Raw genomic sequence first — 22,557 nt, 5'->3', positions numbered from 1 at the left:
AGGACAATGAATGAACCCCATAGCCCAACCGAGCGCCCTCACTTCTTTCTCTCCTAGTATCAAGGGAGCGGTAGAGATATTGAATCAGGGTTTAGAGTTTTTGTTAACGATATCTGACAGCGACTACCTGACACGAGCGAATCCGCACGTCACAAGCTCTATTGGTGAGCATACTCGCCACACGCTCGATCTTTTTCATGCGCTTATTTTAAAAGAGAACGCGACCGTTGATTACAACACTCGTCGCCGTGGTCACCCTGTCGAATTCGACAGGTCAATCGCAGTAAAAGAGATCCATTACGTGATCAACTGGCTTGAACGATTAGACCGCAGAGATCTCGAAGCGCCTATCATGATCCAAACCGAGGTTTCGATGGATGTTCAGGTGTTTGCAAGCCTACCTTCTACGCTAGAAAGAGAAGTCACCTTTGCTGCGCTGCACGCCAATCATCATTACGCGATGATCAAGGTGATCACGACCTTTCTTGATGTCGAAACATGCAACACCTTTGGTTATGCCCCAACCACCAGCAGCTATCTGAGGGAGCAATAATCATGTGTTCAGTATCTTGGCTGCTTGAAGACAATGGCTATCAGGTCTTCTTTAATCGTGATGAACAAAAGACACGGGCACTGGCGATGCCACCTAAACAATATCGAGTTAACGGCGTCGATATCATCATGCCACTCGACCCAACCGGCGGTGGTAGCTGGATCAGTATCAATGAGTTCGGGCTTTCGTTATGCCTACTCAATAACTATCAAGGCATCGTACCTGATGGACTTTTAGTCAGCCGTGGTTTGTTACTCAAGAACCTATCATCGAGTCGTAATATCAGTCAGCTCTCTGAAGCATTTCATAAGCTCGATCTGCACTCTTTTGCCCCCTTTACCTTGTTGGCTTTCGCGCCGAATTTAACTCAGAACAATGGTTTGGTTATCGCCTACATGTGGGATGGTATTCAACAGCACATCGTCAACACTGATTCTCCACTCTTCTCATCCGGTGTTGATTTAGAGCGAGTACAAGCCTACCGACAAGCAAAATACGATCAACTTATGACAACAGGCAAGAATCAGCAGAACTTACTTCAATTTCACTCCCACCATCATAGCGAACAGCATCATTTAGCGACCTGTATGCATCGTGAAGACGCACATACGGTGAGCTTTACACACTTACATAATCTACATGGCCAAGCCTCGATGTTTTATGCACCCGGCTCGCCTTGTGAACCCATTAAGCAATGCCAGATAAATCAACAGCGCTTTACGTTCGATTTATCACCCGCAATCAATCTATAGATGGAGTCCATCATGAGAAAACTATTAACTATGGTTCTGCTACTTGTTAGCCCGTACGTATTTGCCGCCGATGAAATCTACACTGGTTTCTTTAGCAGTAAGGCGCTCGATGGCTACGATACCGTCGCGTATTTCACTTCCGGTAAGCCCATTGAAGGCAGTAAAAAATTCAGCACCGAGTACAAAGGGGCGGATTGGTATTTCTCTTCTGAAAAGAATCTGACTTTATTTGTTAATAATCCTGAAAAATATGCCCCTCAATATGGTGGCTATTGCGCTTGGGCAGTATCAGCGAAGAGTGACTTTGCACCGGGTGACCCACATCAATGGACGATTGTTGATAACAAGCTTTACCTCAACTATGACCAAGAGATTAAGCTGCGTTGGGAGCAAGACCAAGCACAGCATATTCAACAAGCCGATAAAGTTTGGCCGCAACTGATTAAGTAAGGGAATAATCATGACATTCACTCCAGCCAAACATATCCCTGCGGCATTTATCGCGTTTGTGTTTATTCAGTCGCTGTTCTTTAAGTTCACTGGCTCATACGAGACAGAGCATATCTTTGGCACGCTCGCGACATGGTCAGGGCTCAGTTGGTTCGGCTCGTTTGGCGGCTACTTGATTGGATTCGCTGAATTGATTGCTGCCATTTTGCTCTTCACGCGTTGGCACGGCCTGGGTGCCATTATGAGCGTTGGCATCATGAGTGGTGCGATATTTTTCCACCTGTTTACGCCGCTCGGCATTCAAATGCCTGAGTTCAATGCTGCGGGTGAAATTGTCGGTTACGACGGTGGATTATTGTTTGGCATGGCATGCCTAGTGTGGTTATGCGGTGCTTTTTTAAGTGTGAAAGATTTCAAGAATCAAGACGGTTTCCTAAACAACTTTAGTCAATAAGGTAGCTTCATTATGATTGATAGTCCTTTTCGTTTACCACGTTACACGCCTTTTGGTTTAGGTGAGTCTGTTGTCGAGTGGGCAACTGGGCTATCTAAGCTAGACCGACTCTACCAAGATCGAAAAAACGAGTTATCTAGCTTTGAATTCATGAATTACACCCTATCGGCACTTAATATCGACTACTCGGTTGCATCAGGAAGCACAGAGAATATCCCGGAAGAAGGGCCTGTCGTGATTGTGGCGAACCACCCACTTGGCGCCATTGAAGGTGTGATCCTTGCCGATCTCGTAGGATCAGTCAGGAAGGATGTGAAGGTGTTGGCGAATGAATTGCTCAAGCGACTACCTGAACTGGATGATCTTTTCATTGGCGTTGATGTCTTTAATAGTAAAGAGTCGAAACGAACCAATGCTAAAGCCATTCGAGATGCCAATCATCACTTAGCCGACGGCGGGCTGTTGATCGTGTTCCCTGCAGGTGAAGTATCGAGCTACCGTAAAGGGGTAAAAACACTGACAGACATCGAGTGGAGCAAGTCGGTCGCGAAATTCGTGAAGCGTCACCAAGCCACCACGGTGCCTATCTTTATCAATGGTAAAAACAGTGAGCTTTTCTATCAAGCAGGTCGTGTTCATCCATTACTGAGAACCGCTCTACTCGGGCGTGAACTTCTTAATAAACGAGCTTCGACCATCTCGATTTCTATCGGTTCTTCGATTCTATACTCAGAGATAAAATCGTTTGAAAAAGAGATGGATATCGTCAACTACCTACGACTCAATACCTACCTAATGAGTCAACAAGATAGTCCGAACACGCCAATCCAAGCCCCCTCTTTTGATACCCAAGTGATTGCGCCTATTCCACCAGAAGTGTTGTCAATAGAGGTCGATTCTCTTCCGGAAGAGATGAAGTTACTTGAGCAAGGGGGCTTCGAGGTCTACTGCACGCCAAGCCAATCTATTCCTAACTTAATGCGTGAGATTGGTCGAGTAAGAGAAGAGAGCTTCCGTGAAGTTGGAGAAGGCAGTGGGCTTGCTTGTGATTTAGATGAGTACGACCTTTACTACCACCAATTGTTTGTGTGGAACAAAACTAAGGCAGAATTGGTCGGTGCTTATCGATTGGGTATGGTCGACAAGTTAATCGCAGAGCACGGGTTGGATCAACTCTATTCCCGCAGTCTGTTTAACTATAACCTAGAGTTTATCGATACGTTAGATAACAGCATTGAGCTTGGTCGCTCTGTAGTGAGTAAACCTTATCAAAAGAGCCTTAACTCACTGTTACTGCTTTGGAAAGGTATTGCGACCTTTGTCTCTCGTCACCCTAAATACACCCACCTATTTGGCCCGGTCAGCATCAGTAATGATTACAGCCACAATGCGCGCCTGTTGATAGCAACCACCTTATCGATTCACCACTACGATGAAGAAAAAGCGAATCTGGTTTCCCCTTCTTCACCGCTCAATACCAGTAGTCATGTTTTCTGGCAGAATCATCTATTGTCGTCATTGGCGAGTGTGCCTCTGCTTTCTAAAGTGCTAGCTCGTATGGAACAAGGAAAAGGCCTACCGGTATTATTGCGACAATATCTAGGGATGAACGGGAAGTTGGTGTGTTTTAATGTCGACCCATCGTTTAATGATGCCTTAGATGGTTTGATTGTGGTGAACCTTAAGAAGGTACCTTTGAAGACCTTAGGTAAATACATGGGTCGAGAACTCGCTCAAGACTACCTAGAGCAACACGCTCGACGCTGATTTATCTTACTCTGTACCTATCCATAAATAAGTGCGATGATTTCGGCACTTATTTGGGATCGGTTATTTTCATGCACACCTCTTTTATCGAACAACTACAAAGCTTCGACTTCTCTGAAAGCCAGATTGAATCGCTACTAGCTGTCGCGAAGCCACTTGAGCTGCCAACCAGACACATCCTTATCAATCAAGGAGAGATGGCAGGATCAATTTACTTCGTGCTTGAAGGCTTGTGCCATGCTTGCTACCTGACCAATGACGGTAAACAGTACAGCAAAGAGTTCTACTGGGAACAAGATTGGATAATTGGCTTCGAGAGTTTGATAAAGAACCAAGCGTCTCCTTACCTATTAGAAACACTGACTCCCATCACAATGTTAGAGCTGCCAATGAATGCGGTTATCGAGTGGCGTGCATCAAATAATCCTTTGTATTTAAAGCTATTAGAAACTCAACTGATGCATAAGGAAAACAAAGAACGCTTCATGCTGCTCTACACACCAGAGCAACGTTATCAGCTGTTCTGCGAACACTATCCCGACCTTGAACAGCGCTTGAACGACAACCAAATTGCCGCTTACCTAGGAATAACTGCAATCAGCCTTAGCAGAATTAAAGGCCGAATTAACAATAGTTAATGCCAACAATCATCGCGCATAGTACATTCAGAGCATCGATAACCTCTGGATGTAAACATGATCACTTGGCACTCAATTCCCTTTTCTGAACTCTCAACACATCAGCTTTATCAACTACTTAAATTAAGAGTCGATGTATTTGTTGTCGAGCAAACTTGTCCTTACCCTGAGCTCGACGGTAAAGATACACTCGCGGGTGTTGAGCACCTGCTTGGCTATTCTGATGAAGAGTTGGTCGCGTGTGCACGCTTATTACCACCAGGCACCTCTTACGACAATACCAGCATCGGCCGAGTAGCAACTAAACAATCAGCGAGAGGTGGTGGCTTGGGGCATCAATTAGTAAAAGAAGCATTAACACGCTGTGAGGATCTTTGGCCTAATACGGCCATTGATATTGGTGCACAAGAGCACCTAAAAGATTTCTATGCGAGCCATGGATTCAAGACAATCTCTGATATGTACTTGGAAGATGATATTCCACACGTAGACATGAGATTAGAGAAGTAATGTCGAATATCACTGTCGGTATCCTACTGCTGATTGCAGGTAACCTGTTTGCCTCGCTCTCTGACGTAGCCGTGAAATTATTGAACGGCGAAGTACCGCCTCTTCAGTATATTTTTTTCCGTCAGCTGATATCCCTGTTACTCATTACCCCTTTGTGGCTACAACAGAAAAAAGAACAACGACGCTTACAACAAGCTAAAGTGACCTTTATTCGAGGACAACTGATCCTAATCGGCAGCGGATGTATGGTGGTCGCGATCACCCACTTGTCTTTGGCTACCGCCAACGCAGTATTTTACGTCGCCCCCCTGTTGATGTTACCTCTCTCTATGTTGCTGTTGAAAGAGCAACCGGCACTTGGCAAGGTTATCGCCACGACCATAGGTTTTATTGGTGCATTAATTGTATTGAGGCCATCACAATTTCATTGGGCAGCACTGTTTGCGTTAGGCACAGCGCTGACGCTCGCACTGTTCAATGTATTGGTAAGAAAGCTTCCTAGCGAACAAACGGTGGTCACTACGCTGTGGTGGACAACCTTATTCTCTATTCCTGCATCGTTGATACTGTGCTTCCTATACTGGCAACCGGTATCTGTCGAACACTTGGGATACATCGCCCTGAGTGCAACACTGATATTGAGCTACAACGGCCTTGCGGTTGCTGCCTATCAAAAAGCACACTCTAGCCAAATTGCTTTGGCTGAGTATTCAGGGTTAGTGTTTGTCGCGTTGATCGGTGCTATATGGTTCAATGAGATTCCAGACACATTAACCTTTATTGGAATTATGCTGATCATCTTACCGCTGGCCCCTTTCAAGCGACCAAAAAAAAGAGCTAATGCTTAGCTCTTTTCTATTGTCTATCTATGCCTAGTGAAATTCTTTAACTCAGGACCACTATTCATCTATTTACTGCGACCAAAGCCGCCATCAGATAAACGGAAGAACATTACCGAAGTGTCGCCTTTTTCTAACTGAAGAATGTCCAGCTGCCCGGTCTCGGCAAGTTTGAATCGAACTAATTGGCCTTTACGAATCTGACTTAGTGGTTTGTCTGAGCCTTCAATACGCACTAGCGCGTTCAAGTCCGACAACGGTAAATCGTTGTTTCGAAAAACCTGTGCTAACGTATCCCCTTGCTTTACGAGGTACTCCTGCCAATTGTTGTTACTCAGTTCTGATGAACTGCTCTTGGCATTTTGCTGTTCGCTTAAACCAACGGTGTTTATCTCAAGCTCAACGCGCGATGTTGTTGGCGCAGCGTCTACTTTAGGTTCTGGTAGCGGCACAAAAAGTAATATCAGTACGATCGGAAAAATCACCATCAACAGTCTTTGGTGTAACTTCGGCAATGACCCCCAAGTTTGCACGGTTGAGGTTTTCATTTTCTTCATATCGATCGAACTCAACTTCTCTTTGACCTGATTCAGTCGATCCTTGAATTCTGCTAAGTGGTCAACTTTCTGTTTTTTCTTTTGACGACGATTCATACCACTGCGTCCTATACATTGAATAACTACAGTATAAAAACCAAAGTACCAACAGTATAGATCTTTCCGCTACAACAGAGACCAAAGCAAGAAAATTGACATAGCTGTGATTTGGACACGGTAAAGCGTAAGTGATCAGGGGCTAGCCGTTTCTTCACGCTGCTAATACTGGTATTCTTACCCTTTTCGTACTGACAAAAAGAGTGACTTTTCATGTCTGAAGTAAAATTTGAAACTGTAGAGCAAAAAGCTAGCTACGGTATCGGTCTACAAATGGGCCAACAACTTGCTGGTTCTGGTCTTGAAGGCCTAAACGTTGACGCAATCGCTGCTGGTATTGCAACAGCTCTAGTTGGTGACATGCCAGCTATCGAAGTTGACGAAATCAACAACGCACTACAAGAGCTACACACTCGTGGTGAAGCTGCACGTCAAGAACTAGCTAAAGCTGCTGCTGCTGACGGCGAAGCTTTCCTAGCTGACAACGCTCTTCGTTCAGAAGTAACAGTTCTTGAGTCTGGTCTTCAGTACGAAGTACTAACTGAAGGTACTGGCGAAATCCCTACTGCAGACAAGCAAGTACGTGTTCACTACCACGGTGAACTAACTGACGGTACTGTTTTCGACAGCTCTGTATCTCGCGGTCAACCTGCTGAATTCCCAGTAACTGGCGTAATTCAAGGTTGGGTACAAGCTCTACAAATGATGCCTGTTGGCTCTAAGTGGAAGCTATACATCCCTCAAGATCTAGCATACGGTGAGCGCGGCGCAGGTGCTGCAATCCCACCATTTGCTGCTCTAGTATTTGAAGTAGAACTTCTAGCAATTCTTTAATTTTTATAAAATCCTATAGTAAAACAAAATACTATAGGCAAATAAAATTGAAATAATCCAACGGCGATGTGACTACATCGCCGTTTTTCGTTTATAGTGAAAGAGTAAATTACTTTATTACTTAAGGACGAATAATGAAGAAAGTACTCATCACAGTTTTAAGCAGCCTTGCTGTTGTCTCTTGCGCTAGCACTAGCGACTCAGAACAAACCAGTTCATCATCAGATACCAATTATTCCCAACTATCACAAACTGCACTAATGGCAGCAGTGAATATTTGGTCTCAACAGAATGAAACAACACCTCTTGCAGATACTGTCGCTGACCAAGCTTCTGTTACCAGCGATCAAGCAATTGGCGGCATCGGTTCAATGTTGGCCCTTGCACAAAATTCACTTGGCACAGCCGACAACAAAGAACTCGCGACACTTATTCCTGGCATGTCGACTCTTGAGTCAACTGGACTATCATCACTACTTAACTCGCAAAGTGCGGTTGAAAGTGCCTTCACAAGTCTAGGAATGGACTCATCGATGGTTTCAACATTTGCGCCAATCGTTCTTCAAGCACTGCAGTCGCAAGGCGCAACAAGCGGTCTAATGGATTCACTTGCTGCTGTATGGCAATAATAGCTAATTATTAATAGCTAGTATGGAAATCTGATAAGGGCACTTCGGTGCTCTTTTTTATGCGTGAAAGAAAAGATATTTGAGATACGAGATACGAGATACGAGATACGAGATACGAGATACGAGATACGAGAGATATTTTTGAAAAATGGAGCAGATAAGACAAGCAAAAATGCCAAACATCGTGGTGCAATTACTTAGTATAGATTTCCTTATTCTACAGATACAAAAAAGCCGAGCTAATGCTCGGCTTTTGTATTAAGAATCTAGTATAGATTACTCAGCAGCTTCTTCAGCAGCTGGGCGGTCTACAAGCTCAATGTAAGCCATTGGAGCTTTATCACCAGTACGGAAACCACATTTAAGAATGCGAGTGTAACCACCTTGGCGAGCCGCGAAACGCGGGCCTAGTTCATTAAATAGTTTTGCCACAACTTCGTTATCACGAGTGCGAGCAAATGCAAGACGACGGTTAGCAACACTGTCTGTCTTAGCTAGGGTAATCAATGGCTCAATTACGCGACGTAGTTCTTTTGCTTTAGGCACGGTAGTTTTAATAACTTCGTGACGAACAAGAGAGCTAGCCATGTTGCTGAACATCGCTTTGCGATGACTGCTGTTGCGGTTGAGTTGACGACCACTTTTACGATGGCGCATGACCTAATCCTTCTAACTTTTCGATTAATCTTCAGCGATTGACGCTGGTGGCCAGTTTTCTAGACGCATGCCTAGAGACAGACCACGTGAAGCAAGCACATCTTTAATCTCTGTAAGAGATTTCTTACCAAGGTTTGGCGTTTTAAGTAGCTCAACCTCAGTGCGCTGTACAAGATCACCGATGTAGTGAATCGCTTCTGCTTTCAAACAGTTAGCAGAGCGAACTGTTAGTTCAAGATCGTCTACAGGACGTAGTAGGATAGGATCGAATTCTGGCTTCTCTTCCTTCTCCTCAGGTACACGTACATCACGAAGATCTACGAACGCATCCAGTTGTTCAGCTAAAATAGTAGCTGCACGACGGATTGCTTCCTCAGGTTCTAGAGTACCGTTCGTTTCCATATCGATAACAAGCTTGTCTAAATCGGTACGTTGTTCTACACGTGCCGCTTCTACAGCGTAAGCGATTTTATCAACCGGGCTGTAAGTAGCGTCAACTAGTAGACGACCGATAGGACGCTCATCTTCTTCAGTATGGATACGAGCTGAAGCTGGAACGTAACCACGACCACGTTCTACTTTGATACGCATAGCGATCTCAGCATTGTCATCCGTTAGGTGACAAATTACGTGCTCAGGGTTAGCGATCTCTACATCACCATCGTGGGTGATGTCACCTGCAACAACAGGGCCTGAGCCTGATTTGTTCAGTGTAATAAACACTTCATCTTTGCCTTCAGCAACGCGTACAGCCAAACCTTTAAGGTTTAGAAGGATTTCCAGGATATCTTCCTGAACGCCTTCTTTAGTGCTGTATTCGTGTAGCACACCTTCGATTTCAACTTCTGTTACGGCACAACCCGGCATAGAAGATAGAAGAATGCGGCGAAGAGCATTACCTAGAGTGTGGCCGAAACCGCGCTCTAATGGCTCAAGAGTTACTTTCGCGTGTGTCGTATTGATCTGTTCAATGTCAACAAGACGCGGCTTAAGAAATTCTGTTACAGAACCCTGCATTGTGTCCTCTCTTTTTTTAACCTTACTTAGAGTAAAGTTCGACGATCAAGTGTTCATTGATGTCAGCTGATAGGTCAGAACGCTCAGGCATACGCTTGAATGTACCTTCCATTTTGCCAGCATCTACTTCAATCCAAGTTGGCTTTTCACGTTGTTCAGCAACTTCTAGAGCCGCTTTAATACGAGATTGCTGTTTAGCTTTCTCGCGGATAGAAACAACGTCGTTTGCCGCTACTTTGAAAGAAGGAACGTTTACAACTTTACCGTTAACTAGGATAGACTTGTGGCTAACTAGTTGACGAGATTCAGCACGAGTAGCACCAAAGCCCATACGGTAAACTACGTTATCAAGACGACCTTCAAGAAGCTGAAGCAGGTTTGCACCTGTGTTGCCTTTAAGACGTGCAGCTTCTTTGTAGTAGTTGCGGAATTGTTTTTCTAGAACGCCGTAGATACGACGAACTTTTTGCTTCTCACGAAGCTGAACGCCATACTCAGATAGACGACCGCGACGAGCGCCGTGTACACCTGGTGCGTTATCAATTTTACACTTGGTATCGATCGCACGGACACCAGACTTAAGGAATAAGTCAGTACCTTCGCGACGGCTAAGCTTCAGCTTAGGACCCAAATATCTTGCCATGATCTTTCTCCAATATTCCTAGAAACGAAACTTAAACGCGACGTTTCTTAGGTGGACGACAACCGTTATGAGGGATTGGTGTCGCATCAACAATGTTAGTGATACGGAAACCAGCAGCGTTCAGTGCACGAACAGTAGATTCGCGACCTGGACCTGGACCCTTAACCATAACTTCCAAGTTCTTTAGGCCATATTCTTTAGCCATTTCACCACAACGCTCAGCTGCAACTTGTGCTGCGAACGGAGTAGATTTACGAGAACCACGGAAACCTGAACCACCTGCTGTAGCCCATGCAAGAGCGTTGCCTTGACGGTCAGTGATAGTTACGATTGTGTTGTTGAAAGAAGCATGAATGTGCGCTACGCCATCAGCTACTTGCTTGCGTACGCGCTTACGCGCGCGAGTTGGTTGTTTTGCCATTGTACTCTACCTTATCCGACTATTTCTTGATCGGCTTGCGCGGACCCTTACGGGTGCGAGCGTTGGTTTTAGTACGCTGTCCACGTAGTGGTAGACTGCGACGATGACGAAGACCGCGGTAACAGCCAAGGTCCATAAGACGCTTGATGTTCATCGATACTTCACGACGTAGATCACCTTCTACAGTGTACTTAGCTACACCATCACGCAGTTGATCGATCTGCTCTTCAGTTAGTTCACTGATCTTAGCATCTTCAGCAATACCCACTTCAGCTAGAATAGCTTGAGAGCGAGTTTTACCGATACCGTAGATTGCAGTAAGTGCAATTACAGAATGCTTATGATCAGGAATGTTAATGCCGGCTATACGGGCCATTATTCACTCCTAAGGGGTTCATAAAAGAATTATCCGCAGCAAAGCCCGTTATGGATACGCTGCGGCATACTACTTCTTTTGCACGCAAAAGGTAGGCCGAGGAATATACTCGACTCTACCTTGTATTTCAAGTAAAAATTTCTGCTAATTAGCCTTGGCGTTGCTTATGCTTTGGCTCACTGCAAATCACGCGAACGACACCGTTACGCTTGATAACTTTACAGTTACGGCAGATTTTTTTAACGGAAGCACGAACTTTCATTGCTAAACTCCGTAAATGGAATCGAAATAATTACCACCGAATTAACGGCCGTAACCTTTCAGATTCGCTTTCTTTAACACAGAATCATACTGTTGTGACATCAGATGAGTCTGTACCTGTGCCATGAAATCCATGATAACTACCACTACGATTAGTAGTGATGTGCCGCCGAAGTAGAAACGAACGTTCCACGCGACCATCATGAATTCAGGAATCAGACATATAAAAGTAATGTATAGAGCGCCCGCAAGGGTTAGTCTAGTCATCACTTTATCGATATATTTCGCTGTCTGCTCACCTGGGCGGATACCGGGTACGAATGCACCAGACTTCTTCAAGTTATCAGCTGTTTCACGTGGGTTAAACACCAACGCTGTATAGAAGAAACAGAAGAAGATGATAGCTGCTGCATAAAGCATTACATACAAAGGTTGACCTGGGCTAAGAGCTAATGACACGTCAGTTAACCAACCGAACGCGCTGCTTTCACCATTTTGACCAAACCACTGCGCTAATGTTCCTGGGAACAAAATAATACTTGATGCGAAAATCGCTGGAATAACACCTGCCATATTAATCTTAAGAGGCAAATGAGAGCTTTGTGCTGCAAAAACTTTACGACCTTGTTGACGTTTCGCATAGTTAACGACGATACGGCGTTGACCACGTTCCATGAAAACTACGAAGTAAATAACAGCAAAAGACAATACAGCAATCAACAGCAGAAGAAGCACATGCAATTCACCTTGACGCGCTTGCTCGATTGTTTGACCGATTGCAGAAGGCAATCCAGCAACAATACCTGCAAAAATCAGAATGGAAATACCATTACCGATTCCTCGCTCAGTGATTTGTTCACCTAACCACATTAAGAACATGGTACCAGTTACTAAACTCACGGTAGCAATAAGCGTAAACATGGTTTGGTTGATAACAACCAGATTGTCGACCATGTTTGGTAAGCCTGTTGCGATACCAATAGCTTGGAATGTTGCAAGTACAAGCGTGCCGTAGCGTGTATATTGGCTTATCTTACGACGGCCTGCTTCACCCTCTTTCTTGAGTTCCGCTAACGCTGGATGAACTACAGTTAGCAATTGGACTACGATCGATGCCGAAATGTACGGCATGATACCCAATGCTAATATAGATGCACGCTCAAGAGCACCACCGGAGAACATGTTAAACATTTCAACGATGGTACCTTTTTGCTGATCGAACAAATCGGCAAGTACAGCTGCGTCAATACCAGGGATCGGCACAAAAGAGCCGGCTCGGAATACTAAAAGTGCACCAATTACGAATAATAAGCGCGACTTTAGTTCACTTAAGCCGCTCTGAGCACTACGAAAATCTTGTCCTGGTTTCTTAGCCATCTGTACCTCGTTCCTCGAGATTATTCCTCGATTTTACCGCCTGCAGCTTCGATTGCAGCTTTAGCGCCTTTAGTCACGCGTAGACCTTTAACAGTAACAGCTTTGCTTAGGTCACCAGAAAGAACGATCTTAACAAATTCGATGTTCTTAGTGATAACGTTAGCAGCTTTAAGGCTGTTAAGATCAACTACGTCACCTGTTACTTTCGCTAGCTCAGCTAGGCGAACTTCAGCAGACACTAGGCTCTTACGAGAAGTGAAACCGAATTTAGGTAGACGTTGTTTTAGAGGCATTTGACCGCCTTCAAAACCTGGACGAACAGAGCCGCCAGAACGTGACTTTTGACCTTTGTGACCGCGGCCACCTGTTTTACCAAGGCCAGAACCGATACCACGACCTACACGCTTCTTAGAAGGTTTAGAGCCAGCAGCCGGTGATAGAGTATTCAAACGCATTCTGATTACTCCTCAATCTTAACCATGTAGTAAACCTTGTTGATCATACCGCGTACGCACGGAGTATCTTCAAGTTCTACTGTATGGTTGATGCGACGAAGACCTAGACCTTTAAGACACGCTTTGTGCTTAGGTAGGCGACCAATTGAGCTTTTAGTTTGAGTTACTTTAATAGTTGCCATCGTGTGCTTACTCCGAAATAGATTCAACAGTTAGACCACGTTTAGCAGCAACCATTTCTGGTGACTTAACGTCTACTAGAGCACCAATCGTTGCACGAACGATGTTGATCGGGTTCGTTGAACCGTATGCTTTAGAAAGTACGTTATGTACGCCCGCAACTTCAAGTACAGCACGCATTGCACCACCGGCAATAACACCTGTACCTTCTGCAGCTGGCTGCATGTAAACTTTAGAGCCCGAATGACGACCTTTCACCGGGTGGTGAAGAGTGCCTTCGTTAAGCGATACTGTAACCATGTTACGGCGCGCTTTTTCCATTGCTTTTTGAATCGCAGCAGGGACTTCACGAGCTTTGCCGTAACCGAAACCTACGCGACCGTTACCGTCACCAACTACTGTTAGTGCAGTAAAGCTCATGATTCGACCACCTTTAACCGTCTTAGATACACGGTTAACTGCGATCAGCTTTTCTTGCAAATCATTAGCTTGTTGTTGTTCTTTAGCCATCTTCCAACCCTACCTTAGAATTTCAGACCAGCTTCGCGAGCAGATTCTGCTAGCGCCGCTACTCGACCGTGGTATTGGAAACCAGAACGATCAAATGCAACTGAAGCTACGCCTTTTTCAAGAGCGCGCTCAGCAACAGCTTTACCAACTGCTTTAGCTGCATCAACGTTACCAGTGTTCTTAACTTGCTCACGGATCGCTTTTTCTACAGTAGAAGCAGCTGCGATAACCTCAGAGCCGTTTGCCGCGATAACTTGTGCGTAAACATGGCGAGGAGTACGGTGTACTACCAGGCGAGTTGCACCAAGTTCTGCAATCTTACGACGTGCACGTGTAGCACGACGGATGCGAGATGCTTTCTTATCCATAGTGATACCTTACTTCTTCTTAGCTTCTTTAGTACGCACATTTTCATCTGCGTAACGAACACCTTTGCCTTTGTAAGGCTCAGGAGCACGGTAAGAACGAATGTCAGCCGCAACTTGACCTACTACTTGCTTATCGCAACCAGTAATGATGATCTCAGTTTGGCTAGGGCACTCAGCTTTAATACCTTCAGGTAGAGCGTGCTCTACTGGGTGAGAAAAACCAAGAGTTAGAGCTACAGAGTTGCCTTTCATAGCAGCACGGTAACCAACACCCTTAAGAGTTAGCTTCTTAGTGAAGCCCTCAGTAACACCCATAACCATGTTATTAACTAGAGCGCGAGCTGTACCAGCTTGTGCCCATGCGTTAGTAACACCTTCTTTCGGACCGAAAGTTAGGTTGGTTTCTTCCTGTGCAATAACTACGGCGCTGTTAAGAACGCGAGTAAGCTCACCTTTGCTACCTTTTACAGTAACTTCTTGGCCGTTTAGTTTCACCTCTACGCCAGCTGGAATAGCGACAGGTGCTTTAGCAACACGAGACATAATCTACTCCTTAAGCTACGTAACAGATGATTTCACCGCCAAGACCTGCTTTACGAGCAGCACGGTCAGACATCAGACCCTTGGAAGTAGAAACAACTGCAATACCAAGACCACCCATCACTGTAGGTAAAGAGTCTTTATTTTTATAAACTCTTAGACCAGGACGTGATACACGCTTGATTTGCTCGATTACAGGTTTAGCTTGGAAGTACTTAAGAGTAACTTCTAGCTCAGGTTTTGCTTCGCTGTTAACAGCGAAGTCTACGATGTAACCTTCAGCTTTAAGTAATGCAGCAATTGCAACTTTAAGCTTTGAAGAAGGCATTTTTACAGCAACTTTGTTTGCTGCCTGACCGTTACGAACTCGGGTCAGCATATCCGAAATCGGATCTTGCATGCTCATAAGATTTACTCCAAATGATTAAGTGGCAATTACCAGCTAGCCTTACGAAGACCCGGAATCTCGCCTTTCATGCAAGCTTCACGAACCTTAATGCGGCTTAGACCGAATTTACGTAGGTAACCGTGTGGACGACCAGTTTGGTTGCAACGGTTGCGCTGACGTGATGCACTTGAATCACGTGGAAGAGATTGCAGTTTAAGAACCGCATTCCAACGATCTTCTTCAGATGCGTTTACATCGCTAATGATAACTTTTAGCGCAGAACGCTTTTCAGCGAACTTAGCTACTAGTTTTGCACGTTTAGCTTCACGTGCTTTCATTGATTGTTTAGCCATAACAGTAACCCTACCCTTACTTACGGAATGGGAAGTTAAAGGCAGCCAGCAGAGCTCGGCCTTCCTCATCGGAACCCGCAGAAGTCGTGATAGTGATATCAAGACCGCGGACACGATCGACTTTATCGTAGTCGATTTCCGGAAAGATGATTTGCTCGCGAACGCCCATGCTGTAGTTACCGCGACCGTCAAAAGACTTAGCGCTAACACCACGGAAATCACGTACACGTGGAAGTGCGATAGAGATTAAACGCTCTAAAAATTCCCACATGCGCTCACCACGCAAGGTTACTTTACAACCAATTGGGTAGCCTTCACGAATTTTGAAACCAGCTACAGATTTACGCGCTTTAGTGATAAGTGGCTTTTGACCAGAGATCGTTGCCATATCAGCTGCTGCGTTTTCTAGCAGTTTCTTATCGTTGATTGCTTCACCAACGCCCATGTTTAGGGTGATTTTCTCAATCCTAGGGACTTGCATGACGCTTGTGTAGCTGAACTCTTTGGTAAGCTCAGCGACTACAGACGACTTGTAGTAATCATGCAGTTTCGCCATAGTAGAACTCCAAATTACTTCTAATTAGTTAGAAACAGTTTCGCCGTTAGATTTGAAGAAACGAACTTTCTTGCCATCTTCGATACGGAAACCGATACGGTCTGCTTTACCAGTAGCCGCGTTAAAAACAGCAACGTTAGAAGCATCAATAGCTGCTTCTTGTTCAACGATGCCACCTTGTTGACCTAGAGCCGGAACCGGCTTTTGGTGTTTCTTAACAAGGTTGATGCCTTCAACGATAACTTTACCAGTTGTCAGAACCTTAGTTACTTTACCTTTCTTGCCTTTATCTTTACCAGCAAGAATGATTACTTCGTCATTACGACGGATTTTAGCTGCCATATTGCCGCTCCTTACAGAACTTCAGGTGCTAGTGATACAATCTTCATGAATTTCGCGTTACGAAGTTCACGAGTCACAGGACCAAAGATACGTGTGCCGACTGGTTGCTCAGTAGTGTCATTTAACAATACACAAGCATTACTGTCGAAGCGAATGACAGAACCGTCTGGGCGACGAACGCCTTTACGGGTGCGCACTACTACCGCCTTCAGAACATCACCTTTCTTTACTTTACCGCGAGGAATCGCTTCCTTCACTGTAACCTTGATGACGTCACCGATATGTGCATAACGGCGGTGAGAGCCACCCAGAACCTTAATACACATTACCTTGCGCGCGCCAGAGTTATCTGCTGCGTCAAGTGTACTTTGCATCTGGATCATTGTTAGTGCTCCGCTAAATATTAAAACTAGACCCTCTCGGGTCGGGCTGCCTCTTTAAAAGGGACGCGAATTGTACCACCCTTTTTTTAAATTGGGTAGACAAAAAACAAGCGGCTCCAAAAAATTATTTGGAGCCGCTTATAAGTTATAGAATTACAAAGATTAAATCTTCGCTTTTTCTAGAACTTTAACCAATGTCCAAGACTTAGTCTTAGACAGAGGACGACACTCAGCGATTTCAACTTTGTCGCCTAGGCCACAAGTGTTGTCTTCGTCGTGTGCGTGTACTTTAGTCGTGCGTTTGATGAACTTACCGTAAATTGGGTGTTTTACAGTGCGTTCAATAGCAACAACGATAGACTTGTCCATCTTGTCGCTTACTACACGGCCTTGCTGGATGCGGTTAGTTTCGCTCATTATGCGCCTGCCTTTTCAGTCAAAACAGTTTTCACACGTGCGATGTCACGGCGTACAGCTTTTAGAGTATGAGTTTGCTGTAGTTGACCAGTTGCAGCTTGCATGCGCAAGTTGAACTGTTCACGTAGCAAATTCAATAGCTCAGCGTTAAGCTCTTCAACGTTCTTTTCGCGTAGATCTTGTGCTTTCATCACATCACCTGCTTAGTTACAAAAGTAGTTTTAACAGGCAGTTTACGTGCCGCTAGGCGGAACGCTTCACGTGCCAACTCTTCAGGTACGCCATTCATCTCGTACATAACTTTGCCTGGTTGGATTTGAGCAACCCAGTACGCAACTGAACCTTTACCTTTACCTTGACGAACTTCAAGAGGCTTTTCAGTAATCGGCTTGTCTGGGAATACACGGATCCAGATTTGACCTTGACGCTTAATGTGACGTGTCATAGCACGACGTGCCGCTTCAATTTGACGTGCAGTCAGACGACCACGGCCAACAGCTTTAAGACCGAATTCGCCGAAGCTTACTTCAGTACCTTTAGCTAGACCACGGTTACGACCAGTCATAACCTTGCGGAACTTAGTACGTTTTGGTTGTAGCATCGTTCGACTCCTTACTTACGGCCTTTACGCTGCTTCTTAGGCTTATCGCCTTTTGGCTCTACTGCGTTAGCAGCTGGCATACCGCCTAGAATCTCACCTTTGAAGATCCAAACTTTAATGCCGATCACACCGTATTGAGTGTGAGCCGAAGAAGTTGCGTAATCAATGTCTGCACGTAGAGTGTGTAGAGGCACACGGCCTTCACGGTACCACTCAGAACGTGCGATTTCAGCACCGCCAAGACGGCCGCCTACTTGTACTTTGATGCCTTTAGCGCCTAGACGCATAGCATTTTGTACCGCACGCTTCATTGCACGACGGAACATAACACGACGCTCTAGTTGAGACGCGATGCTATCAGCTACAAGCTGACCATCTAGCTCAGGCTTACGTACTTCAGCGATGTTAATTTGCGCTGGTACACCTGCGATTTTAGCTACAGCTGCGCGTAGCTTCTCTACGTCTTCACCTTTCTTACCGATAACAACGCCAGGACGAGCAGTGTGAATAGTCACACGGATGCTCTTAGCTGGACGCTCGATAACGATACGAGATAATGATGCTTTTTGTAGTTCCTTTGTAAGGAACTGACGTACCTTGAAGTCGCCGTCTAGGTTGTCAGCGAATTCGTTGGTATTAGCAAACCATGTAGCATTCCAAGGCTTAACGATGCCAAGACGAATACCATTAGGATGTACTTTCTGACCCATTGCTTACTCTCCTAGTCTTTAGCGATCTGCTACAACAATAGTGATGTGGCTTGAACGCTTCAAGATACGATCCGCACGACCTTTAGCACGAGGCATAATACGCTTCATGATAGGGCCCTCATCTACGAAGATTTTAGCGACATTTAGATCGTCGATATCTGCACCTTCGTTATGTTCCGCGTTAGCGATAGCTGACTCAAGAACTTTCTTAACTAATACAGCAGCTTTTTTGTTGCTGAAAGTTAGAATTTCTAGAGCTTGGTCTACCGACTTACCGCGAATTTGGTCTGCAACTAAGCGAGCTTTCTGTGGAGAAATACGAGCAAAGTTATGTTTAGCTAAAGCTTCCATCATCTACTCCTTATTTCTTCTTAGCTTTCTTATCTGCAGCATGACCGCGATAAGTACGAGTTGGTGCAAATTCGCCCAGTTTGTGACCGATCATTTCTTCGGTAACGAAAACTGGAACGTGCTGACGACCATTATGGACAGCGATGGTCAAACCAATCATTGTTGGGATGATCATTGAGCGACGGGACCAAGTCTTAATAGGCTTTTTGTCTCCGCTTTCCACCGCTTTCTCTACCTTCTTCAGCAAGTGTAGGTCAATAAAAGGACCTTTCTTGAGAGAACGTGGCATGGCGATTCCTCTTTATAAATTATTTAGTGCGACGACGTACGATGTACTTGTCAGTGCGCTTGTTCTTACGAGTCTTGAAGCCCTTAGTAGGAACGCCCCAAGGAGAAACTGGGTGACGACCACCAGATGTGCGGCCTTCACCACCACCATGTGGGTGATCCACCGGGTTCATTACTACACCACGTACGGTTGGACGTACGCCGCGCCAGCGTGAAGCACCAGCTTTACCAAGTTCACGTAGCATATGCTCAGAGTTACCAACTTCACCGATCGTTGCACGACCTTCAGAAAGTACTTTGCGCATCTCACCAGAACGTAGACGGATAGTTACGTATGCACCATCGCGAGCGATGATTTGAGCATAAGCACCAGCCGAACGAGCTAGTTGAGCACCTTTACCAGGCTTAAGTTCAACACAGTGTACAGTAGAACCTACTGGGATGTTGCGCATCGGCAGAGTGTTACCTGCTTTGATTGCAGCATCTACGCCAGATTGAATCTGGTCGCCTGCGTTAACACCTTTAGGTGCAATGATGTAACGACGCTCACCGTCTGCGTACAGAACTAGAGCGATGTTAGCACTACGGTTTGGATCGTATTCTAGACGCTCAACTTTCGCTGGGATGCCATCTTTAGTACGTTTGAAGTCAATTACACGGTAATGGTGCTTATGACCACCACCGATGTGACGTACTGTAATACGACCGTTGTTGTTACGACCACCGTTCTTAGAGTTTTTCTCTAGAAGTGGTGCGTATGGCTTACCCTTGTGTAGGTCAGCGTTAACAACTTTAACGACGTGACGACGACCAGGGGAAGTCGGCTTACATTTAACAATAGCCATTTTTACTACTCCTGTTATTCCGCGCCGCCAACGAAGTCAAGATCTTGACCTTCTTTCAAAGTAACGTAGGCTTTTTTCACGTCTGAACGACGGCCTTCACGCATACCTTGACGTTTGGTCTTACCCTTTAATACAAGAGTATTTACAGACTTAACTTCAACTTCAAATAGCTTTTCTACAGCTGCTTTGATCTCTTTCTTAGTTGCATCTTTAGCTACTTTGAAAACGATAGTGTTCGCTTTCTCAGCTGCCATAGTTGCTTTTTCAGAGATGTGCGGAGCACGTAGAACTTTTAAGATACGCTCTTCAGTGATCATGCTAGCATCTCCTCAACTTGCTTAACTGCGTCAGCAGTCATTAGAACCTTGTCGAAAGCGATTAGTGATACTGGATCAACACCAGCAACATCACGTGCATCTACTTTGTATAGGTTACGAGCAGCTAAGAATAGATTTTCATCTACTTCGCCAGTCACAATCAGAACGTCGCTTAGCTCAAGCTCTTTAAGCTTAGCTACAAGTTCTTTTGTTTTTGGTGCTTCTACAGAGAAGTTATCAACAACGATTAAACGCTCTTGACGAACTAGCTCAGAAAGAATGCTCTTCATAGCACCGCGGTACATTTTTTTGTTTACTTTTTGGCTGTGATCTTGTGGTTTCGCAGCAAAAGTAACACCACCTGTACGCCAGATTGGGCTACGAATTGTACCAGCACGTGCGCGGCCAGTACCTTTTTGACGCCATGGCTTAGCGCCACCGCCAGATACTTCAGAACGAGTCTTTTGAGCACGAGTACCTTGACGAGCACCTGCTGCATATGCAACAACTACTTGGTGTACAAGAGCTTCGTTGAAGTCACGTCCGAAAGTAGTCTCGGAAACAGTTAGTGCATCAGCACCTTTAACCATCAATTCCATTACTTACTCCTAGACGTTATGCTTTAACAGCAGGTTTTACGATCACGTTTCCGCCTGTTGAGCCCGGTACTGCACCTTTAATAAGGAGTAGATTGCGCTCAGCGTCAACACGTACGATCTCTAGGTTTTGAGTCGTTACACGCTCAGCACCCATGTGACCTGCCATTTTCTTGCCTTTAAACACGCGGCCTGGAGTTTGACATTGGCCAATTGAACCCGGTGCGCGGTGAGACAAAGAGTTACCGTGAGTCATATCTTGAGTAGAGAAGTTCCAACGCTTGATAGCGCCTTGGAAGCCTTTACCTTTAGATGTACCAGTAACGTCTACTTTTTTAATTTCGTTGAAAAGTTCTACGTTTAGCTCAGCGCCAACTTCAAACTCTTCGCCGTTTTCTAAACGGAATTCCCAAAGACCGCGACCTGCTTCTACACCCGCTTTCGCGAAGTGACCAGCTTCAGGTTTAGTTACACGGTTAGCTTTCTTAGCACCAGTAGTTACTTGGATTGCTGCGTAGCCGTCTGTCTCAAGAGTTTTAACTTGAGAAATACGGTTCGCTTCAACCTCAACAACAGTTACTGGGATAGAAACGCCTTCTTCAGTAAATACGCGGGTCATACCCACTTTACGTCCGACTAGACCAATCATTATTCTTATCTCCCTTAACCTAGGCTGATTTGAACATCAACGCCAGCTGCAAGATCAAGACGCATTAGAGCATCAACAGTTTTATCTGTTGGCTCAACGATGTCGATCAAACGCTTGTGAGTACGGATTTCGTACTGATCACGTGCATCTTTGTTGACGTGTGGAGAGGTAAGAACAGTGAAACGCTCTTTACGAGTAGGAAGTGGAATAGGACCACGAACCTGTGCGCCAGTACGTTTTGCTGTTTCAACGATTTCCGCAGTTGAAGCATCGATTAGCTTGTAATCAAACGCTTTAAGGCGGATACGAATACGTTGGTTCTGCATGAGACAGAGCTCCAATTATTAAAAATTACACAAACAATATCGCCACTCAAACCCGATAAAACGAGAGAATGCCGATTGATTTATGTGAAACCGTAGCATCCAAAATTAGGACGCATTGTCAGTTAACTTTTGAAGCAAACAAAAAGTTTACTATTTTTATTAACCGCGAACATAAGCTGAGTATACATTACTAGGTAAGACCTACTCCTCAGTGCTCATTGGTTCACAACCAGCGTTAGCCAGTGCGATGCATTATACAGATCACACTTTAGTATGCAAGTAGTGTTGGAAAAATAATCGGAATTTATTGGAAGTTGGTTTTGTATCGAGAGGGAAGAAGATAGATGGAAGGTAATATTTCTTTCGAGAAAACAAAAGGGAAGCCGAAGCTCCCCTTTTCAGATGCGTGCTCTTCTAATGAAGAGTGTGCAAAAATCTAAATGCTATTAAGCGAAGATTTTAGCTACAACACCAGCACCAACTGTACGGCCACCTTCGCGGATTGCGAAACGTAGACCTTCGTCCATTGCGATTGGAGCGATTAGCTCAAC

Annotated in this window: 39 protein-coding genes and 1 pseudogene; 10 read left to right on the top strand and 30 right to left on the bottom strand. The window is 45.0% G+C overall.

Annotation, left to right across the window (positions count from 1 at the left end):
* The first annotated feature begins 10 nt into the window (after positions 1 to 10).
* The 8 genes from QQ041_RS03480 to QQ041_RS03445 all read left to right on the top strand — a co-directional run bounded on the left by QQ041_RS03480 (position 11) and on the right by QQ041_RS03445 (position 5,972).
* Positions 11 to 553, top strand: a complete 543-nt coding sequence (locus QQ041_RS03480) for a DinB family protein (protein WP_146489841.1) — start codon at positions 11 to 13, stop codon at positions 551 to 553.
* Positions 554 to 555: 2 nt separating this feature from the next.
* On the top strand, positions 556 to 1,305 hold the full coding sequence (locus QQ041_RS03475) for an NRDE family protein (RefSeq protein ID WP_210446783.1): 750 nt from the start codon (positions 556 to 558) through the stop codon (positions 1,303 to 1,305).
* Between the two features lie 12 nt (positions 1,306 to 1,317).
* The gene (locus QQ041_RS03470) at positions 1,318 to 1,755 is read left to right on the top strand and encodes a YHS domain-containing (seleno)protein (RefSeq protein WP_146489843.1); all 438 of its coding nucleotides are present in this window, start codon (positions 1,318 to 1,320) and stop codon (positions 1,753 to 1,755) included.
* A 10-nt stretch (positions 1,756 to 1,765) separates the two neighbouring features.
* On the top strand, positions 1,766 to 2,209 hold the full coding sequence (locus QQ041_RS03465; protein WP_017096575.1) for a hypothetical protein: 444 nt from the start codon (positions 1,766 to 1,768) through the stop codon (positions 2,207 to 2,209).
* A gap of 12 nt (positions 2,210 to 2,221) precedes the next feature.
* Positions 2,222 to 3,976, top strand: a complete 1,755-nt coding sequence (locus tag QQ041_RS03460; RefSeq protein ID WP_285953127.1) for a lysophospholipid acyltransferase family protein — start codon at positions 2,222 to 2,224, stop codon at positions 3,974 to 3,976.
* Between the two features lie 71 nt (positions 3,977 to 4,047).
* Positions 4,048 to 4,614, top strand: coding sequence for a Crp/Fnr family transcriptional regulator (locus QQ041_RS03455; RefSeq protein ID WP_285953126.1), 567 nt, complete (start codon positions 4,048 to 4,050; stop codon positions 4,612 to 4,614).
* A 57-nt stretch (positions 4,615 to 4,671) separates the two neighbouring features.
* Positions 4,672 to 5,124, top strand: coding sequence for a GNAT family N-acetyltransferase (locus QQ041_RS03450; protein WP_146489847.1), 453 nt, complete (start codon positions 4,672 to 4,674; stop codon positions 5,122 to 5,124).
* Complete coding sequence (locus tag QQ041_RS03445) at positions 5,124 to 5,972, top strand: DMT family transporter (RefSeq protein WP_285953125.1); 849 nt, start codon at positions 5,124 to 5,126, stop codon at positions 5,970 to 5,972. Before QQ041_RS03450 ends, QQ041_RS03445 begins: the two co-directional genes overlap by 1 nt.
* Positions 5,973 to 6,031: 59 nt before the next feature.
* Here the strand turns inward: QQ041_RS03445 and QQ041_RS03440 are convergent, their stop codons facing one another.
* Entirely contained in the window at positions 6,032 to 6,616 is a 585-nt protein-coding gene (locus QQ041_RS03440; protein ID WP_285953124.1) for a LysM-like peptidoglycan-binding domain-containing protein, read from the bottom strand.
* A gap of 213 nt (positions 6,617 to 6,829) precedes the next feature.
* On the opposite strand from QQ041_RS03440, the gene QQ041_RS03435 reads away from it, so the two are divergent.
* Both QQ041_RS03435 and QQ041_RS03430 read left to right on the top strand, forming a co-directional pair.
* On the top strand, positions 6,830 to 7,450 hold the full coding sequence (locus QQ041_RS03435; protein ID WP_008220519.1) for an FKBP-type peptidyl-prolyl cis-trans isomerase: 621 nt from the start codon (positions 6,830 to 6,832) through the stop codon (positions 7,448 to 7,450).
* A 134-nt stretch (positions 7,451 to 7,584) separates the two neighbouring features.
* Complete coding sequence (locus tag QQ041_RS03430) at positions 7,585 to 8,079, top strand: DUF2780 domain-containing protein (protein WP_285953123.1); 495 nt, start codon at positions 7,585 to 7,587, stop codon at positions 8,077 to 8,079.
* Between the two features lie 276 nt (positions 8,080 to 8,355).
* On the opposite strand, the gene rplQ is transcribed toward QQ041_RS03430, so the two are convergent.
* The 29 genes and pseudogenes from rplQ to QQ041_RS03285 form a co-directional block, all read right to left on the bottom strand.
* On the bottom strand, positions 8,356 to 8,736 hold the full coding sequence (gene rplQ, locus QQ041_RS03425) for a 50S ribosomal protein L17 (RefSeq protein ID WP_004729812.1): 381 nt from the start codon (positions 8,734 to 8,736) through the stop codon (positions 8,356 to 8,358).
* 24 nt (positions 8,737 to 8,760) lie between these two features.
* Complete coding sequence (gene rpoA / locus QQ041_RS03420) at positions 8,761 to 9,753, bottom strand: DNA-directed RNA polymerase subunit alpha (RefSeq protein ID WP_004729813.1); 993 nt, start codon at positions 9,751 to 9,753, stop codon at positions 8,761 to 8,763.
* A gap of 22 nt (positions 9,754 to 9,775) precedes the next feature.
* Positions 9,776 to 10,396 carry a 30S ribosomal protein S4 gene (rpsD, locus tag QQ041_RS03415; RefSeq protein WP_004738777.1) on the bottom strand — a complete coding sequence of 207 codons (621 nt, stop codon included), beginning with the start codon at positions 10,394 to 10,396 and terminating at the stop codon, positions 9,776 to 9,778.
* A gap of 31 nt (positions 10,397 to 10,427) precedes the next feature.
* On the bottom strand, positions 10,428 to 10,817 hold the full coding sequence (rpsK, locus tag QQ041_RS03410; RefSeq protein ID WP_004738778.1) for a 30S ribosomal protein S11: 390 nt from the start codon (positions 10,815 to 10,817) through the stop codon (positions 10,428 to 10,430).
* A gap of 19 nt (positions 10,818 to 10,836) precedes the next feature.
* A complete protein-coding gene (rpsM, locus tag QQ041_RS03405) occupies positions 10,837 to 11,193 on the bottom strand; it encodes a 30S ribosomal protein S13 (protein ID WP_004738779.1) in 357 nt (118 codons plus the stop codon).
* A gap of 148 nt (positions 11,194 to 11,341) precedes the next feature.
* Positions 11,342 to 11,455, bottom strand: coding sequence for a 50S ribosomal protein L36 (rpmJ, locus tag QQ041_RS03400; protein WP_000868186.1), 114 nt, complete (start codon positions 11,453 to 11,455; stop codon positions 11,342 to 11,344).
* 41 nt (positions 11,456 to 11,496) lie between these two features.
* Positions 11,497 to 12,831 carry a preprotein translocase subunit SecY gene (secY, locus tag QQ041_RS03395; protein WP_004738781.1) on the bottom strand — a complete coding sequence of 445 codons (1,335 nt, stop codon included), beginning with the start codon at positions 12,829 to 12,831 and terminating at the stop codon, positions 11,497 to 11,499.
* A 20-nt stretch (positions 12,832 to 12,851) separates the two neighbouring features.
* On the bottom strand, positions 12,852 to 13,286 hold the full coding sequence (gene rplO / locus QQ041_RS03390) for a 50S ribosomal protein L15 (protein WP_004736758.1): 435 nt from the start codon (positions 13,284 to 13,286) through the stop codon (positions 12,852 to 12,854).
* 5 nt (positions 13,287 to 13,291) lie between these two features.
* Positions 13,292 to 13,468: a 50S ribosomal protein L30 gene (gene rpmD / locus QQ041_RS03385; RefSeq protein ID WP_004736756.1), complete on the bottom strand. Its 177-nt coding sequence runs from the start codon at positions 13,466 to 13,468 to the stop codon at positions 13,292 to 13,294.
* 7 nt (positions 13,469 to 13,475) lie between these two features.
* Complete coding sequence (gene rpsE / locus QQ041_RS03380) at positions 13,476 to 13,976, bottom strand: 30S ribosomal protein S5 (RefSeq protein ID WP_017061307.1); 501 nt, start codon at positions 13,974 to 13,976, stop codon at positions 13,476 to 13,478.
* A 14-nt stretch (positions 13,977 to 13,990) separates the two neighbouring features.
* The gene (gene rplR, locus QQ041_RS03375; RefSeq protein WP_004738784.1) at positions 13,991 to 14,344 is read right to left on the bottom strand and encodes a 50S ribosomal protein L18; all 354 of its coding nucleotides are present in this window, start codon (positions 14,342 to 14,344) and stop codon (positions 13,991 to 13,993) included.
* 9 nt (positions 14,345 to 14,353) lie between these two features.
* The gene (rplF, locus tag QQ041_RS03370; RefSeq protein ID WP_017061308.1) at positions 14,354 to 14,887 is read right to left on the bottom strand and encodes a 50S ribosomal protein L6; all 534 of its coding nucleotides are present in this window, start codon (positions 14,885 to 14,887) and stop codon (positions 14,354 to 14,356) included.
* Positions 14,888 to 14,897: 10 nt separating this feature from the next.
* Positions 14,898 to 15,290: a 30S ribosomal protein S8 gene (rpsH, locus tag QQ041_RS03365; RefSeq protein WP_017061309.1), complete on the bottom strand. Its 393-nt coding sequence runs from the start codon at positions 15,288 to 15,290 to the stop codon at positions 14,898 to 14,900.
* 29 nt (positions 15,291 to 15,319) lie between these two features.
* Positions 15,320 to 15,625 (bottom strand): 30S ribosomal protein S14, encoded by a 306-nt coding sequence (rpsN, locus tag QQ041_RS03360; RefSeq protein WP_004738789.1) that lies wholly within the window; start codon positions 15,623 to 15,625, stop codon positions 15,320 to 15,322.
* 16 nt (positions 15,626 to 15,641) lie between these two features.
* Positions 15,642 to 16,181 (bottom strand): 50S ribosomal protein L5, encoded by a 540-nt coding sequence (gene rplE / locus QQ041_RS03355; RefSeq protein WP_004738790.1) that lies wholly within the window; start codon positions 16,179 to 16,181, stop codon positions 15,642 to 15,644.
* Positions 16,182 to 16,205: 24 nt separating this feature from the next.
* A complete protein-coding gene (gene rplX, locus QQ041_RS03350) occupies positions 16,206 to 16,523 on the bottom strand; it encodes a 50S ribosomal protein L24 (protein ID WP_004738792.1) in 318 nt (105 codons plus the stop codon).
* 11 nt (positions 16,524 to 16,534) lie between these two features.
* Complete coding sequence (rplN, locus tag QQ041_RS03345; protein WP_004736740.1) at positions 16,535 to 16,906, bottom strand: 50S ribosomal protein L14; 372 nt, start codon at positions 16,904 to 16,906, stop codon at positions 16,535 to 16,537.
* A 162-nt stretch (positions 16,907 to 17,068) separates the two neighbouring features.
* On the bottom strand, positions 17,069 to 17,323 hold the full coding sequence (gene rpsQ / locus QQ041_RS03340; RefSeq protein ID WP_004736739.1) for a 30S ribosomal protein S17: 255 nt from the start codon (positions 17,321 to 17,323) through the stop codon (positions 17,069 to 17,071).
* Positions 17,323 to 17,514: a 50S ribosomal protein L29 gene (rpmC, locus tag QQ041_RS03335; protein ID WP_004736737.1), complete on the bottom strand. Its 192-nt coding sequence runs from the start codon at positions 17,512 to 17,514 to the stop codon at positions 17,323 to 17,325. The genes rpsQ and rpmC overlap by 1 nt, the downstream gene beginning before the upstream one ends.
* The gene (gene rplP / locus QQ041_RS03330) at positions 17,514 to 17,924 is read right to left on the bottom strand and encodes a 50S ribosomal protein L16 (protein ID WP_004736736.1); all 411 of its coding nucleotides are present in this window, start codon (positions 17,922 to 17,924) and stop codon (positions 17,514 to 17,516) included. The genes rpmC and rplP overlap by 1 nt, the downstream gene beginning before the upstream one ends.
* Positions 17,925 to 17,935: 11 nt before the next feature.
* Complete coding sequence (gene rpsC / locus QQ041_RS03325; RefSeq protein ID WP_004736734.1) at positions 17,936 to 18,634, bottom strand: 30S ribosomal protein S3; 699 nt, start codon at positions 18,632 to 18,634, stop codon at positions 17,936 to 17,938.
* Positions 18,635 to 18,652: 18 nt separating this feature from the next.
* Positions 18,653 to 18,985, bottom strand: a complete 333-nt coding sequence (rplV, locus tag QQ041_RS03320) for a 50S ribosomal protein L22 (protein ID WP_004736732.1) — start codon at positions 18,983 to 18,985, stop codon at positions 18,653 to 18,655.
* A 10-nt stretch (positions 18,986 to 18,995) separates the two neighbouring features.
* Entirely contained in the window at positions 18,996 to 19,274 is a 279-nt protein-coding gene (gene rpsS / locus QQ041_RS03315; RefSeq protein WP_004736729.1) for a 30S ribosomal protein S19, read from the bottom strand.
* Positions 19,275 to 19,293: 19 nt separating this feature from the next.
* On the bottom strand, positions 19,294 to 20,118 hold the full coding sequence (rplB, locus tag QQ041_RS03310) for a 50S ribosomal protein L2 (RefSeq protein WP_010435149.1): 825 nt from the start codon (positions 20,116 to 20,118) through the stop codon (positions 19,294 to 19,296).
* 14 nt (positions 20,119 to 20,132) lie between these two features.
* Positions 20,133 to 20,435 (bottom strand): 50S ribosomal protein L23, encoded by a 303-nt coding sequence (gene rplW / locus QQ041_RS03305; RefSeq protein WP_004736765.1) that lies wholly within the window; start codon positions 20,433 to 20,435, stop codon positions 20,133 to 20,135.
* On the bottom strand, positions 20,432 to 21,034 hold the full coding sequence (rplD, locus tag QQ041_RS03300) for a 50S ribosomal protein L4 (protein ID WP_004738803.1): 603 nt from the start codon (positions 21,032 to 21,034) through the stop codon (positions 20,432 to 20,434). Before rplD ends, rplW begins: the two co-directional genes overlap by 4 nt.
* 16 nt (positions 21,035 to 21,050) lie before the next feature.
* On the bottom strand, positions 21,051 to 21,680 hold the full coding sequence (gene rplC / locus QQ041_RS03295) for a 50S ribosomal protein L3 (protein ID WP_004736763.1): 630 nt from the start codon (positions 21,678 to 21,680) through the stop codon (positions 21,051 to 21,053).
* Positions 21,681 to 21,694: 14 nt separating this feature from the next.
* Positions 21,695 to 22,006 (bottom strand): 30S ribosomal protein S10, encoded by a 312-nt coding sequence (rpsJ, locus tag QQ041_RS03290; protein WP_004736761.1) that lies wholly within the window; start codon positions 22,004 to 22,006, stop codon positions 21,695 to 21,697.
* Positions 22,007 to 22,452: 446 nt separating this feature from the next.
* Positions 22,453 to 22,557, bottom strand: a pseudogene (locus QQ041_RS03285) (elongation factor Tu); the annotation flags it as partial.

It is taken from the genome of Vibrio sp. TMPB1044, from assembly GCF_030442075.1.
GTDB classification, from domain to species: Bacteria; Pseudomonadota; Gammaproteobacteria; order Enterobacterales; family Vibrionaceae; genus Vibrio; species Vibrio satsumensis.
The sequence above is the reverse complement of the archived record's forward strand: the minus strand, read 5'-3'. Positions and strand labels throughout refer to the sequence as shown.